Raw genomic sequence first — 14,500 nt, 5'->3', positions numbered from 1 at the left:
GCGACATCCCGTACTTCCCGAATCTGGTGTTGCCCATCACCATCGGTGGATTCGGCATCGGCATGATCGTGGTGCCGCTGATGGTGTCGGCCATCGCGGGCGTCGGCTTCGACGAGATCGGCCCCGTTTCGGCGATCGCGCTGATGTTGCAGAACCTCGGCGGCCCGGTGGTGCTGGCCGTCATTCAGGCCGTCATCACGTCGCGCACGCTCTATCTGGGCGGCACGACCGGCCCGGTGAAGAACATGGACGCCGCGCAACTGCACGCCCTCGATCAGGGCTACACCTACGGCCTGCTGTGGGTGGCTGCGGTCGCCGTCGTGGTTGGTGCCGTCGCGCTGTTCATCGGCTACACCGCCGAGCAGGTCGCCCATGCGCAGGAAGTCAAGGACGCGATCGACGCGGGCGAGCTCTAGCCCCTAATCGCCGGTGCGCTCGAACTTGTCCTCGAAGTCACCGCCGCCCGTGCACGCGCCTCCTGCCGCAACGGTCTGACTGCCACGCCCGGTGAGCAACGCGATCGGGTCATCCAGTTGCCGGGGCATCGGGTAGTCCGCGGTGATCGTCACCTGCGCGGTGCCGCCCCCTCCGCACGTCGTGGTGCCCTTCTCGTTTCGCGTCCACTTGTCATCGGCGTACATCAACGTGACGACCCCACCGCCCGCGTGGAACAAGCTCATGCACCGATCGCCGGTGCGAAGACAATACGTATTGGCTGCGAGAACCTGTCCGGGAACCACGCTGCCGTTCGTGAAGGTCGTCGTCTGGCGGTAGCTGCCGCGAAGCCCGTCGGCAGGGCTCACCACCCGCGGCGGTAGGACGGCCGGATCCGGAACCTTGTCGAGGTCGGGATCGCCGGTGCGGGTGAACTTCACGGTGCGCTTCGCTGCGCACAGACTGTCGGTTGAGGATCTGACCGTGTCGCCGGACAGCGTGCCGTCGGGCTGCTGTTGCAGCGTCACCACCACCCAGACTTCGGAGGGTGCATCGCCGCCGCAATCCGCCGAGGCGAGCCCTACGGCCACCCAGGTGCCGCCCAGCCGATCGAACGTCATGTTCGACAGGAGGGAATTGCCGCTGGCACTCGCCGCGGTCGCCACGCACCCGCTGGAACCGCACTCGGAGCGGACATCCCAACTGCTCGTCGTCGCAGGCGCATTCGGGACCGGCTTGTCGTCGAGATCGGTCCCCGGCCCGTAATCCGCCCGGTAGGTGCCGTTGAAGTCACCCCCACCGGCAGCGGCCGTGGTCGGCGCCGGTGCCGCCGGATCGTCGTGCCTGGTGAGCCCGACGACCGCGGCCACACTGCCCGCGACGATCAGCGCCACGACGACCACCGCGGCGCCGATCAGCACACCGCGGCGCCGCCCCTTGCGCTTCGGGTCCGGTGGCAGCTGCAGATTGGGTGCGCTGTAGTACCCGGGTCCGGACGGGTAGTTGGCGTACGGGGCGTAGCCCGGCGGCGGTGGGCCCCACTGCGGCGGGGCCGTCGGTGGCACGCCGTACGGGGGTGGCGTCGGATAGGTCTGCGCCGGGTGTGGCGGGGCAGGAAGGCTCGGGCTGCTGTGGCTGGCCGGGTTCAGTTGCGTTGGCACGGCGTGGGGTTGGCTGGTCGGTTCGGTAATGGCCTGTCGTGCGGCGGCGGCCATTGCGACTGCGGTGGGGTATCGGTCGGTGGTTTGTTTGGCCAGACCCATTTCGATCACCGAGTCCAGTCCGCGCGGAACGGTGTTGCTCGTCTCGGAGGCTCTCGGGGGCGGCGCGACCATGTGGCCCACCGCGACCTGCTCGAGGGTGGTGCCCGGGAAGGGCGGCTCGCCGGTGAGGCATTGGTAGAGCACGCACGCGAGGGCGTAGATGTCGGAGCTGGGTTCGATGTCGCCGCTCTGGAAGCGCTCAGGGGCCATGTAGGCCCAGGTGCCGATGGTCGACCCCTCGGAGGTCAGCGCGGTGTCGTCCGCGGCGCGGGCGATGCCGAAGTCGATGAGGTAGGCAAAGTCGTTGTCGGCCAACAGAATATTGGACGGTTTGACGTCGCGGTGCACCAACCCGGCGCGATGGGCGCTGTGCAGTGCCGCCGCGATCTGCTCGATGACGAACACCGCGCGTTCGGGCTCCAGCGGAGCGGTTCGCAGGAGGGTGTCCAAGTCGACGCCGTCGATGAGCCGCATGGTGACGTAGAGGCGTCCGTCGATCTCGCCGACGTCGTGGATGGGCACGACGTGGGGATCGTCGAGCCGCGCTGCGGCGCGGGCTTCGCGGCGGAACCGCTTGTCGAAGTCGGGGTCCTTGGCGTAGTGGGGGAGCAGCATCTTCAGCGCCACCACGCGGTCGATGGTGGTGTCGTGGGCGCGCCACACCTCGCCCATTCCGCCACGGCCCAGCAACTCGATCAGCTGGTAGCGGCCGAATGGCGTCCCTTCCACCGGCTCACGATAACGGCCGATCAGCGCATCGCCACTGAGCCTGCCGAAATCGCATCTGGGTAAGGTGGCAAGCCATGTCTGCCGCGGGTGGTTCGTCAGGGTCGACGGAACACACCAACACGCCATCGCCGTCGACGCTGTCGTCGTCGGTGCTCGGCATCGCGATCGTCGCGATCACCGGCATGCAGCTCATGTCGACGCTGGACGGCACCATCGTCATCGTCGCGCTGCCGCGCATGCAGGCCGACCTCGACCTGTCCGACGCGGGCAAGAGTTGGGTGATCACGGCCTACGTGCTGACGTTCGGCGGCCTGCTGCTGCTCGGTGGCCGGGTCGGCGACGCGATCGGGCAGAAGCGTGCGTTCCTGTCCGGCGTCGGCGTGTTCACCATCGCGTCGCTGGTGTGCGGACTGGCCACCGACGAGTACACGCTGATCGCGGCCCGCGCCCTGCAGGGCGTCGGGGCGGCCGTGTCGGCACCGACCGGCCTGGCGCTGATCGCCACCACCTACGCTGTCGGGCACGCCCGCAACCAGGCGATGGCGGTGTCGGCGGGGATGCAGGCCACTGGATCGGTGCTCGGCCTGGTGCTCGGTGGCCTGCTGACCGTGATCTCCTGGCGGCTGGCGTTTCTGATCAACGTGCCGATCGGCATCGTCATCATCGCCATCGCCGCCCTGCGGATCCGCGAGACGCACCACGAACGGCTCAAACTCGACGTGACCGGCGCGCTGCTGGCCACGCTGGGGTGCACGTCGGCCGTGCTGGTGTTCACCCAGGGGCCGCCCCGCGGCTGGATCGACCCCTGGGTGATCGGCGCCGCCGTCGCCGCGGTGATCTTCCTCATCGCTTTCCTGTTCGCGGAGCGCTCCGCCGAGAACCCACTGGTGCCGTTCTCGGTGTTCAACGACCGCAACCGGGTGGCGACGTTCGTCGCGTGGTTCCTGGGCGGTGGCGTGCTGCTCACCGTGACGGTGATGGTCGGGCTGCTTGCCCAGGACGTGCTCGGATACTCCGCGCTGCGGGCCGGGGTCTGTTTCCTGCCGTTCGCGGTGGCCGTCGGCGTCGGCAACGTGCTGGCCACCCGGCTGGCACCGCTCATCGCGCCGCGCTGGCTGATCATCGGCGGCGGGCTCTTCGTGCTCGCGGCGATGCTGTACGGCTCGACGCTGACCCGCGACATCCCGTACTTCCCCGACCTGTTCATGCCAATCGTGGTGGGCGGCTTCGGGATCGGCGTGATCTCGGTGATCCTGCCGCTGTGCGCGGTGGCCGGGGTCGGCCCGCGCGAGATCGGGCCCGTCTCGGCCATCACGCTGATGGTGCAGAACCTCGGCGGACCCCTGGTGCTGGTGGTAATCATGGCGGTGCAGACGTCGCGCACCCTGTACCTCGGCGGCACCACCGGCCCGGTGAAGAACATGACGCCCGCCCAACTCGACGCGCTCGGCTACGGCTACACCTATTCGCTGCTGTGGGTGGCGGGCATCGCGATCCTGGTGGGCGTCGCCGCGTTCTGGATCGGCTTCTCCGCCAAGGACATCGCGAGGGCGCAGCACACCAGGGAAGCGGTGGAGGCAGGCGAGCTGTAGCACTAGCGTGGCCGGCATGCACGACGACGAGCGGCTCACCCGCCAGCAGATCTCCGACGCCGTCAGCCCGCTCGGCTGGCGCCTCGTCCTCGGCGCGGTCTACACCGAGGTCGACGTGCCCTCGCTGGCGCGGGCCGCAGAGGTCGCCGCGATCGCCGCCGCTGGCGTGGGCGCCGACGGCCAGGACCATCTCACCGTCGACGTCCGCGCCGAGCGCGCCGTGCTGCGGCTGATGCCCCCGCTGGGCGGTTTGGTCACCGGGCTCGACGTGCGGCTGGCCCGCGAGGTGTCCGAGGCGCTGGCTTCTCGTGGGCTGACGACGGCCCCCGGCCGCGGTGACCGGCCCGGTCGGCTGCAAGGCCTCGAGATCGCCATCGACGCCATGGACATCGGCAAGGTCAGGCCGTTCTGGCAGGCGGTCACCGGCTACGTCGGCGAGGTGGGGCCATCCGACCTGACTTTGGGTTTGATCGACCCGCTCGGGCGCGGTCCGGCGATCTGGTTTCAGCAGATGGACGAGCCGCGGCCCCAACGCAACCGCATCCACCTCGACGTCGACGTGCCACACGACGAGGGGGAAGCCAGGGTGCAGGCCGCGATCGCCGCGGGCGGCACGCTGCTCAGCGACGCGAGGGCGCCCGCGTTCTGGGTGCTCGCCGACCCGGAGGGCAACGAGGCGTGCGTCTGCACGTGGCAGGGGCGGGACTGAACACTCGCATCGGGGCGAGCGAAGCGACGGGAAATCGCATCGAGGCGAGCGAAGCGACGGGAAATGCATCGCTAAGGTTGTCGGCTGTGATCACCCGCATGTCCGAGCTGTTCCTGCGCACGCTGCGCGACGACCCGGCGGACGCCGAAGTACCCAGCCACAAACTGTTGCTCCGGGCCGGATATGTCCGGCCGATCGGGCCGGGCCTGTACAGCTGGCTGCCGCTGGGCCTGCGGGTGCTGACCAAGATCGAGAAGGTGATCCGCGACGAGATGGCAGTGGTCGGGTCTCAGGAGGTCCGATTCCCTGCGCTGTTGCCGCGTGCACCGTACGAGACGTCGAACCGCTGGACTGAGTACGGCGACGGCGTGTTCCGGCTCAAGGACCGCCGCGGCAACGACTACATGCTTGGCCCCACGCACGAGGAGTTCTTCACGCTCACCGTCAAGGGGGAGTACAGCTCCTACAAGGACTTCCCGCTGCGGCTCTACCAGATCCAAACCAAGTACCGCGACGAGGCCAGGCCGCGCGCGGGCATTCTGCGTGGCCGCGAGTTCATCATGAAGGATTCGTACTCGTTCGACGTCGACGACGAAGGCCTCAAGAACGCCTATCACGCGCATCGCGAGGCCTACGAGCGGATCTTCGCCAAGCTGGCGGTGCGATACGTGATCGTCGCGGCGACGTCCGGTGCCATGGGCGGCAGCGCGTCGGAGGAGTTCCTCGCCGAGAGCGAGGTGGGCGAGGACACCTACGTGCGGTGCCTGCAGTCGGGCTACGCGGCCAACGTCGAGGCGGTCGTCACCACGGCGCCAGAGGCGTTGCCGATCGACGGGCTGCCAGAGCCGGTCGTCTACGACACCGGCGAGACCCCGACGATCGCCACCCTGGTCGACTGGGCCAATGGTGCGGATCTGGGCCGCACCGTCACCGCGGCCGACACGCTCAAGAACGTGCTGTTGAAGACCCGGGTCCCCGGTGGTGAGTGGGAGCTGCTGGCGATCGGGCTGCCCGGTGACCGCGACGTCGACGCCAAGCGACTCGACGCTGCGCTGGAACCTGCCGAATACGTCATGCTCGGCGACGACGACTTCACCAAGAACCCGTTCCTCGTCAAGGGCTATATCGGGCCGAAGGCATTGCTGGGCAACGGCGTTCGCTATCTGGTGGATCCGCGCGTGGTGGACGGCACCACGTGGATCACCGGTGCCGACGAACCAGGCAGGCACGTCGCGGGACTGGTGGCCGGTCGTGACTTCACCGCCGACGGCACCATCGACGTCGCCGAGGTTCGCGACGGTGACCCGTCGCCGGACGGCGCCGGTCCGCTGGTGAGTGCCCGCGGCATCGAGATCGGTCACGTCTTCCAGTTGGGCCGCAAGTACGCCGATGCGTTCAGCGCCGACGTGCTCGGCGAGAACGGCAAACCGGTGCGGTTGACCATGGGCTCCTACGGTGTCGGGGTGTCCCGGCTGGTGGCCGTGATCGCCGAGCAGCACCACGACGAGCTCGGACTGCGCTGGCCCGCATCGGTGTCCCCATTCGACGCCCACGTGGTGATCGCGAACAAGGACGACGGGGCCCGTGCCGGTGCCACCGAGCTGGCGGGTGAGCTCGACCGGCTGGGCGTCGAGGTGCTGTTCGACGACAGGAAGGCGTCGCCGGGAGTGAAGTTCAAGGATGCCGAGCTGCTCGGCGTGCCGTGGATCGTGGTGGTGGGTCGCGGCTGGGCCGACGGGGTGGTCGAGCTGCGCAACCGCTTCACCGGCGAGACGCGGGAGATCGCCGTCGACGACGCGGCCTCCGATATCTCCGCGGCCATCTCGGCCTCTGTGGCCGTCTAGCGCGAATTACTCGGTGCCGCCGGGGAACGCCACGGTGTTCGGCACTAGCTTCAGCACGTCGCGCCACTTGGCCGCGGTGACCGCGCACTGGGTCAGCGCCGTCACCGCGAAGGTGCGGTCCTCGCTAGTGGTCGCCTTTTCGAGCACTGCGCGCCACGCCACCGCTGAGTCCTCCTCCATCCGCAACGCCAGCTTCGCGGCGTCGGCGGGGCTGTCGACCTCGATCGGCAACTCGTAGCCGGCCGCGGGCAGCGGGGCCGCCACGTTGCGGCCGACGAGGCGGGCGATGGCCTCCTCGCGGAGCTCGCGGTGCCCGGCTATCACGTCTGACACCAGGTCGTTGACGTCCGGCGTCGAGTGCGCCGATACCAGGCCGTACCCGTAGATCACGCCATGCTCGTTCGCGACCGCATCGAACAGCGCGGCGTCGGGGCCGTCAGGGGGCCGCGACGGGGTTGGCTCCTGCGACGTCTCTGGTGACGTCATGACGACTGCACCCCGTCGAGGGCGACGGTGAACGCCGTCGTGCAGGACGCGGCGATCGAGCCGAGCAATCCGGCGCGGTAGCCGGATTGCTGCGCGGCCGACTGCGCGGCGCTGTCGGCGGACTGCTTGAGGGCGGCGACGACGTCGCGCGGAGTGGGCGGCGGGAGTGGTTCGGCGGTGGTGCTGGTCGACGTGGGGCTGGCCGACGCCGACGGCGGCGCGTCGCCGGCGATCCGGGTGATCTCGTCGGAGAGCGCCTGGACGTGTGCGGACCGCTCGGCAACCACCGTGGTCAGCGCCGCAGCGATATCCGGACGGGCAGCGCTCGCCGCTCCTGCCGCCAGCTGACTGTCCGCGCGGGCCCGCTCGAGCTGCGCGACGAGAGCGTCGACCTCGGGCTTCGGGGCCGGTGCGCCGCAACCGACTGCCGTCGTGGACAGCACTGCCAGGACCGCGCCACCGATCAGGACGCGTCGCCTGCTGACGGTGGGGGGAGCGCTCGGCACATTGGACATCGGGGGACATCCTGCCATTTGCCACCGGCTGTGGATCGGCTGGACAGCGCTGCGGTTTGCCAGTTGCACCTCGTGCGCTGGCGTATCGTTGATACTCGATTCCTGGTCATCCACGCCCGGATCGTGTCCGTACAACTCAAGACGAGGAGCTCGCCGTGGCATCGGACGTCCCGCTGCGGTCCGCGCGACTGCCATCGCAGCAGCAGGTGATCGAGATTCTCGGGGAAGAGTTCGCGCGTGCCGGGTACGAGATCGAGGACGTCCTCATCGAGGAGTCCGCCAAGCCGCCACGCATCGTGGTGGTTGCCGACGGCGACGAGGGCCTGGACCTGGACGCGGTTGCCGCGCTGGCGCAGTCGGCGTCCGACCTGCTTGATCGCCTCGATGAGACAGAGCCCTACGTGCTGGAGGTGACGTCGCCAGGGGTGGACCGGCCGCTGACGTCCGACCGGCACTTCCGGCGGGCCCGGGGGCGCAAGGTCGAGATGACGCTGTCCGACGGTTCGCAGGTGACCGGACGACTGGGTGAACTCAACGGGGGCGTACTGCGGATGGTCATGGTCGCCGAAGGCAGGCCGGGTCATTACACCGTCCGCGAAGTGCCCCGCGACACAGTTGCGAAAGCCGTTGTCCAGGTTGAGTTCTCGCCGCCAAACAGGCGCGAGCTCGAATTGGCCGGCCAGTCCGAAAAGGAGGACGAAGCGTGAACATCGACATGGCGGCACTGCATGCCATCGAGGTCGACAAGGGGATCGCGGTCGACGCGGTCGTCGACATGATCAACGCCGCACTGCTCACCGCGTATCGCCACACCGAGGGGCACGAGGCCGAGGCCCGCATCGACATCGACCGCAAGACCGGTGTCGTCAAGGTGATGGCGCGTGAGACCGACGAAGACGGCAACCTGATCAACGAATGGGACGACACCCCAGAGGGTTTCGGTCGCATTGCCGCCACGACCGCCCGTCAGGTGATCCTGCAACGTCTGCGCGACGCCGAGAACGAGAAGAACTTCGGCGAGTTCGCCGCCCGCGAGGGCGACATCGTCGCCGGGGTGATCCAGCGCGATGCCAGGGCCAACGCCCGCGGCCTGGTGGTGGTGCGTGTCGGCAGCGAAACCAAGGGATCCGAGGGTGTCATCCCCGCCGCCGAGCAGGTGCCGGGGGAGAAGTACGACCACGGCGACCGGGTGCGCTGCTACGTCGTCGGCGTCAGCCGCGGCGCCCGCGAGCCGTTGATCACCTTGTCGCGCACCCACCCGAACCTGGTGCGCAAGCTGTTCTCCCTCGAGGTACCCGAGATCGCCGACGGCTCGGTGGAGATCGCAGCGGTGGCCCGCGAGGCCGGACACCGTTCCAAGATCGCCGTCACGTCGCGGGTGTCCGGGCTCAACGCCAAGGGTGCCTGCATCGGCCCGATGGGGCAGCGCGTGCGCAACGTGATGAGCGAGTTGTCCGGCGAGAAGATCGACATCATCGACTACGACGACGACCCGGCCAGGTTCGTGGCCAACGCCCTGTCACCCGCCAAGGTGGTGTCGGTGAGCGTCATCGACGAGGCAGGCCGGGCCGCGCGCGTCGTGGTGCCCGACTACCAGTTGTCGCTGGCCATCGGCAAGGAGGGCCAGAACGCGCGGCTGGCGGCCCGGCTCACTGGATGGCGGATCGACATTCGCAGTGACGCCGCCCCCGAACCGGAGAGCCCCGCAGCCCCGGGAGCCGCCCAGGGAGCAGCCCGCGAGCGGTAGCCCGACAGGCGATTCTGTCTGCGGCAACGGTGACGCTAGACTGAACCGTGATCCAGCGCGAGACTTCTGCCGCCGCGCGCGGACGCCCCGACCACCAGGTCGGACCAGTGCGGACGTGCATCGGTTGCCGAAGGCGAGAGCTGGCTGTCGAACTGCTTCGAGTGGTCGCCGAGCGCGACGGGAACGACGTTTACGTCGTGACCGTTGACTCGGCGGGTAGTCTGCCGGGGCGGGGTGCTTGGTTGCATCCCCACCAGCAGTGTCTACGCGTGGCAATCCGGCGGCGAGCGTTCGCCCGAGCGTTGCGCATCACCGGTTCGCCGGACACCTCCGAGGTGGTTGAGTATTTCAACTCGCACCACCCGGCAACAGAACAGGTAGCGAAGAACATGAGCACACCGTGAAGTCTCGATGACCATGCGTCATAGCTAAACCCGAGGCGCGGCCTTCCGCTGTCGCCTCCTAGACAGGAGTTGTAGTGGCAGGCAAGGCCCGCGTACACGAGTTGGCCAAAGAACTCGGTGTTACCAGCAAGGAAGTTCTCGCCCGACTGAGCGAACAGGGCGAATTCGTCAAATCAGCGTCATCCACCGTCGAGGCGCCCGTCGCCCGGCGGTTGCGTGAGGCGTTGGGCGGCTCGAAGCCCGCGCCAGCAAAGCCCGCAGGCAACGGTGCCGCCCCCAGTGCGCCCGCCGCGGCGGCCAAGCCCGCCGCCGAGGCAGTCAGTTCGGCCGGCGGCGGCGTCGCGACCGCGCCACCAAGGCCCTCAGGCCCGAAGCCCGCGGCCCCCGCACCACCCCCCGCCGCGCCCGTGGCGCCTGCCGAGCCGCCCGCGGCCCCGGTGGCACCCCCGGCAGCAGCGGCTTCCGCGGCGCAGGCCCCTGCCGCGCCCAGCCCGGGCGTTCGGCCCGGTCCCACCCCAGGTGCGGGCCCGCGGCCCGGCCCGCGTGCACCGCGCGTCGGTAACAATCCCTTCTCCTCGGCGCAGCCCGTCGAGCGTCCCGCCCCGCGTCCGCCGCAGGGCGCGCCTCCCCGTCCCGGTGGCGGCCCCCGCCCCGGCGGTGGACCGCGTCCCGGCGCGACGCCAGGCAACATGCCGCCGCGTCCGCCCGGCGCACGGCCAACTCCGGGCGGCAGTCGTCCCGGTGGTCCGCGCCCCGCACCCGGCGGTCGCGGCCCAGGTTCCTCACCAGGCGGTCGCCCCGGCGGCGGTGCAGGCGGCGGTAACTACCGCGGCGGTGGCGGCGGCGCCGGTGCAGGCGCTGGTGCCGGTGCCGGTGCCGGTGGCGGAGCTCCCGCCGGTGGCTTCCGCGGTCGCCCCGGTGGTGGCGGCGGCGGTGGTGGTCGCCCAGGTCAGCGTGGCGGAGCGGCAGGCGCGTTCGGCCGTCCTGGCGGCGCTGTCCGGCGTGGACGCAAGTCCAAGCGGCAGAAGCGCCAGGAATACGACTCGATGCAGGCCCCGGTCGTCGGTGGCGTGCGGTTGCCGCACGGCAACGGCGAAACCATCCGGCTGGCCCGCGGCGCGTCCCTGGTGGACTTCGCCGAGAAGATCGACGCCAACCCGGCCTCGCTGGTGCAGGCGCTGTTCAACCTCGGTGAGATGGTCACCGCCACCCAGTCGGTGGGCGACGAGACCCTCGAGCTGCTCGGCGGCGAGATGAACTACGTCGTCCAGGTCGTCAGCCCAGAAGACGAGGACCGCGAGTTGCTGCAGTCCTTCGACCTCACCTACGGCGAGGACGAGGGCGATGAGGACGATCTGCAGTTCCGTCCGCCGGTCGTCACCGTCATGGGTCACGTCGACCACGGCAAGACCCGACTGCTGGATACCATCCGCCAGGCCAACGTCCGTGAGGGCGAGGCCGGCGGTATCACCCAGCACATCGGTGCCTACCAGGTGCTCACCGAGTTGGAGGGCAACGAGCGACTGGTCACCTTCATCGACACCCCCGGTCACGAGGCGTTCACCGCCATGCGTGCTCGTGGCGCGAAGGCCACCGACATCGCGATCCTGGTGGTCGCCGCCGACGACGGCGTCATGCCGCAGACGGTGGAGGCGATCAACCACGCGCAGGCGGCCGACGTGCCGATCGTGGTGGCGGTCAACAAGATCGACAAGGAAGGTGCGGATCCGCAAAGGATCCGGTCGCAGCTCACCGAGTACGGCCTGGTCGCCGAGGACTTCGGTGGCGAGACCATGTTCGTCGACATCTCGGCCAAGTTGGGCACCAACATCGATGCGCTGCTCGAAGCGGTGCTGTTGACCGCCGACGCGACGCTTGATCTGCGGGCCAACCCCGACATGGAGGCTCAGGGCGTCGCGATCGAGGCACACCTGGACCGCGGTCGCGGCCCGGTGGCGACCGTGCTCATTCAGCGCGGCACGCTGCGGGTCGGCGACTCCATCGTCGCCGGCGATGCCTACGGGCGTGTCCGTCGCATGGTCGACGAGCATGGCGAAGACGTCGAAGAGGCGTTGCCGTCACGTCCCGTCCAGGTCATCGGCTTCACGTCGGTGCCTGGCGCAGGTGACAACCTGCTGGTCGTCGACGAGGACCGCATCGCCCGCCAGATCGCCGATCGCCGCAGCGCGCGCAAGCGCAATGCGCTGGCCGCACGCACCCGCAAGCGGATCAGCCTGGACGATCTGGATGCCGCGCTGAGGGAAACCTCGCAGCTCAACCTGATCCTCAAGGGCGACAACTCCGGCACCGTCGAGGCCTTGGAAGAGGCCCTGCTCGGGATCGAGATCGACGACGAGGTGGAGCTGCGCGTCATCGACCGCGGGGTCGGCGGGGTCACCGAGACCAACGTCAACCTGGCATCGGCATCGGACGCCATCATCATCGGGTTCAACGTCCGCGCCGAGGGCAAGGCCACCGAGCTGGCCAACCGCGAAGGCGTGGACATCCGGTACTACTCGGTGATCTATCAGGCCATCGATGAGATCCAGAGTGCGCTCAAGGGCATGCTCAAGCCGGTCTACGAGGAGAAGGAGCTCGGCCGCGCCGAGATCCGGGCGATCTTCCGGTCGTCGAAGGTCGGCAACATCGCCGGCTGCCTCGTCACCTCCGGCATCATCCGAAGGAACTCGAAGGCCCGGCTGCTGCGCGACAACGTCGTGGTGGCCGAGACCGTCTCCATCTCGTCGCTGAAACGGGAGAAGGACGATGTCACCGAGGTCCGCGACGGCTACGAGTGTGGTCTGACGCTGACCTACAACGACATCAAGGAAGGCGATGTCATCGAGGCGTACGAGCTCGTTGAAAAAGAGCGCACCTAAGTGGTCGACGTCGGACGCGCGCGGCGGCTCTCCAAGCGCATCGGCACCGTCGTCGCCTCGGCCATCGAGTTCGAGATCAAGGATCCCCCGTTGGCCTTCGTGACCATCACGGACACGAAGGTGACGGGAGACCTGCACGACGCGACCGTGTACTACACGGTTCGCGGCGTGACGTTGCAGGACGAACCGGACTATGCGGGCGCCGCTGCGGCACTCGAGCGTGCCAAGGGCACGTTGCGGACCAGGGTGGGCGCCGCCACCGGTGTGCGCTTCACCCCGACGCTGGCATTCGTGCTGGACAAGGTGCCCGAGACCTCGCAACACATGGAGGAACTGCTGGCCCGCGCCCGCGCTGCGGACGCTGACCTGGCGCGGATTCGTGAGGGTGCCACACCGGCGGGTGACGCGGACCCGTACCGTGTGTCGGGGGCAGAGGATTCCGGTGGGGAACCTGACGTGGTGGGTGACCACCAGTTCGACCCAGAGGACACCCGTGACCGCGATCGATCCGACGACTGAGGTAGCCCGGCCATCGGTGCGCGTCGACGCCCGCGGGGCGGTCGACCTGCTCGTCGCGGCCGAGACCATCGGCATCGTGTGTCACGTCTTCCCCGACGCCGACACCATCGGGGCGGGGCTGGCGCTGGCGCTGGTCCTCTCGCACACGGGCAAGGACGTTCAGGTCGCCTTCGCGGCTCCGGCCGTGCTGCCCGAATCGCTGCAGACGCTGCCCGGCGGGCATCTGCTGGTGGCGCCGGAGTTGATGCACCCCGAGCCCGATCTCGTGGTGACGGTCGACATCCCCAGCGTGAACCGGTTGGGAGCTCTGCGGGATCTCGCCGACCTCGGTGGCGAGGTGCTGGTGATCGACCACCACGCCTCCAACCAGCTGTTCGGCACCGCGAACTATGTCGACCCGTCCGCAGACTCGACCACGATGTTGGTGGCCGAACTGCTCGACGCGTGGGACAAGCCGATCGATCCGAGCGTGGCGCACTGCCTCTACGCTGGATTGACCACCGACACCGGCTCGTTCCGGTGGGCCAGTGCCAGGGCGCACCGGCTGGCGGCCCGGCTGCTGGAACTCGGCGTCGACAACGCGTCGATCAGCCGTACCCTGTTGGACACCCATCCCTTCTCCTGGCTGCCGATGCTGGCGCGGGTGCTGTCGTCGGCACGGCTGGTGCCCGACGCTGCCGGTGGCCGTGGTCTGGTGTATGCCGTTGTCGCACATCAGGAGTGGGCGAGTGCGCGACCCGAAGAGGTCGAGAGCATCGTCGACATCGTGCGCACCACGTCGCAGGCCGAGGTGGCTGCGGTGTTCAAGGAGATCGAGCCGGCGCACTGGTCGGTCTCGATGCGGGCGAAGACGGCGGTCGACCTGGCGGCGGTCGCCAGCTCGTTCGGCGGTGGCGGGCACCGGTTGGCCGCCGGATACTCCGCGATCGGCACGGTCGACGACGTGGTGAGGGCGCTAATCGATGCCCTTGGCTGACTCCGTCAGCGCGCGCCTTGGCTGGGCCTCCGTCAGCGCGCGACTTGGTTGAGCCCGCCGATCAGCCGATGCCGCCGGCGACCGGTCGGCGGATCGCCGGGTTGGCGTTTCCCGCACTCGGGGTGCTTGCGGCCGAACCTCTCTACCTGCTGTTCGACCTTGCCGTGGTCGGCCGCCTCGGCGCGCTGAGCCTGGCCGGTTTGGCGATCGGCGGACTGATCCTGTCGCTGGTGTCCTCGCAGCTGACGTTCCTGTCCTACGGCACGACGGCACGGGCCGCCCGGTTCTTCGGGGCCGGTGACCGCGGGTCGGCCGTCGGGGAGGGCGTGCAGGCCACCTGGCTGGCGGTCGGGCTCGGGGTGCTCGTCGTGGCGGCGGTCGAGGTGGCGGCGGTGCCGCTGCT

General features: G+C 69.2%; 13 protein-coding genes and 1 pseudogene. 11 read left to right on the top strand and 3 right to left on the bottom strand.

Annotated elements, in window-relative coordinates; all coding sequences use genetic code 11:
* Window positions 1-416: pseudogene (locus QOC69_RS35105) on the top strand (MFS transporter); the annotation flags it as partial.
* Window positions 417-419: 3 nt separating this feature from the next.
* Here QOC69_RS35105 and QOC69_RS35100 read toward each other — a convergent pair.
* Window positions 420-2,426, bottom strand: a complete 2,007-nt coding sequence (locus QOC69_RS35100; protein WP_526447299.1) for a serine/threonine-protein kinase — start codon at window positions 2,424-2,426, stop codon at window positions 420-422.
* A gap of 74 nt (window positions 2,427-2,500) precedes the next feature.
* Between QOC69_RS35100 and QOC69_RS35095 the strand changes: the two genes are divergently transcribed.
* The 3 genes from QOC69_RS35095 (at window position 2,501) to QOC69_RS35085 (ending at window position 6,571) form a co-directional block, all read left to right on the top strand.
* Window positions 2,501-4,018 carry an MFS transporter gene (locus QOC69_RS35095; RefSeq protein WP_526447297.1) on the top strand — a complete coding sequence of 506 codons (1,518 nt, stop codon included), beginning with the start codon at window positions 2,501-2,503 and terminating at the stop codon, window positions 4,016-4,018.
* Window positions 4,019-4,034: 16 nt separating this feature from the next.
* Window positions 4,035-4,727 (top strand): VOC family protein, encoded by a 693-nt coding sequence (locus tag QOC69_RS35090; protein WP_526447295.1) that lies wholly within the window; start codon window positions 4,035-4,037, stop codon window positions 4,725-4,727.
* Window positions 4,728-4,813: 86 nt separating this feature from the next.
* Window positions 4,814-6,571 carry a proline--tRNA ligase gene (locus tag QOC69_RS35085; RefSeq protein WP_526447293.1) on the top strand — a complete coding sequence of 586 codons (1,758 nt, stop codon included), beginning with the start codon at window positions 4,814-4,816 and terminating at the stop codon, window positions 6,569-6,571.
* Between the two features lie 6 nt (window positions 6,572-6,577).
* Here the strand turns inward: QOC69_RS35085 and QOC69_RS35080 are convergent, their stop codons facing one another.
* Window positions 6,578-7,057 (bottom strand): ferritin-like domain-containing protein, encoded by a 480-nt coding sequence (locus QOC69_RS35080; RefSeq protein WP_526447291.1) that lies wholly within the window; start codon window positions 7,055-7,057, stop codon window positions 6,578-6,580.
* Window positions 7,054-7,572, bottom strand: coding sequence for a hypothetical protein (locus QOC69_RS35075; RefSeq protein ID WP_526447289.1), 519 nt, complete (start codon window positions 7,570-7,572; stop codon window positions 7,054-7,056). Before QOC69_RS35075 ends, QOC69_RS35080 begins: the two co-directional genes overlap by 4 nt.
* Before the next feature lie 155 nt (window positions 7,573-7,727).
* On the opposite strand from QOC69_RS35075, the gene rimP reads away from it, so the two are divergent.
* The 7 genes from rimP to QOC69_RS35040 form a co-directional block, all read left to right on the top strand.
* Window positions 7,728-8,279 (top strand): ribosome maturation factor RimP, encoded by a 552-nt coding sequence (gene rimP / locus QOC69_RS35070; protein WP_526447287.1) that lies wholly within the window; start codon window positions 7,728-7,730, stop codon window positions 8,277-8,279.
* Window positions 8,276-9,319 carry a transcription termination factor NusA gene (nusA, locus tag QOC69_RS35065; RefSeq protein WP_526447286.1) on the top strand — a complete coding sequence of 348 codons (1,044 nt, stop codon included), beginning with the start codon at window positions 8,276-8,278 and terminating at the stop codon, window positions 9,317-9,319. The genes rimP and nusA overlap by 4 nt, the downstream gene beginning before the upstream one ends.
* Before the next feature lie 47 nt (window positions 9,320-9,366).
* Window positions 9,367-9,723, top strand: coding sequence for a DUF448 domain-containing protein (locus QOC69_RS35060; protein WP_526447284.1), 357 nt, complete (start codon window positions 9,367-9,369; stop codon window positions 9,721-9,723).
* Window positions 9,724-9,797: 74 nt separating this feature from the next.
* Window positions 9,798-12,602 carry a translation initiation factor IF-2 gene (gene infB / locus QOC69_RS35055; protein WP_526447282.1) on the top strand — a complete coding sequence of 935 codons (2,805 nt, stop codon included), beginning with the start codon at window positions 9,798-9,800 and terminating at the stop codon, window positions 12,600-12,602.
* Complete coding sequence (rbfA, locus tag QOC69_RS35050) at window positions 12,603-13,121, top strand: 30S ribosome-binding factor RbfA (RefSeq protein WP_526447280.1); 519 nt, start codon at window positions 12,603-12,605, stop codon at window positions 13,119-13,121.
* Complete coding sequence (locus tag QOC69_RS35045; protein ID WP_526447278.1) at window positions 13,096-14,097, top strand: DHH family phosphoesterase; 1,002 nt, start codon at window positions 13,096-13,098, stop codon at window positions 14,095-14,097. Before rbfA ends, QOC69_RS35045 begins: the two co-directional genes overlap by 26 nt.
* Window positions 14,098-14,165: 68 nt before the next feature.
* Window positions 14,166-14,500: MATE family efflux transporter (locus tag QOC69_RS35040; RefSeq protein ID WP_526447276.1), on the top strand; the 335-nt coding region annotated here is incomplete at its 3' end.

Source organism: Mycobacterium sp. (genome assembly GCF_032162105.1).
Taxonomy (GTDB): Bacteria; Actinomycetota; Actinomycetes; order Mycobacteriales; family Mycobacteriaceae; genus Mycobacterium.
The sequence above is the reverse complement of the archived record's forward strand: the minus strand, read 5'-3'. Positions and strand labels throughout refer to the sequence as shown.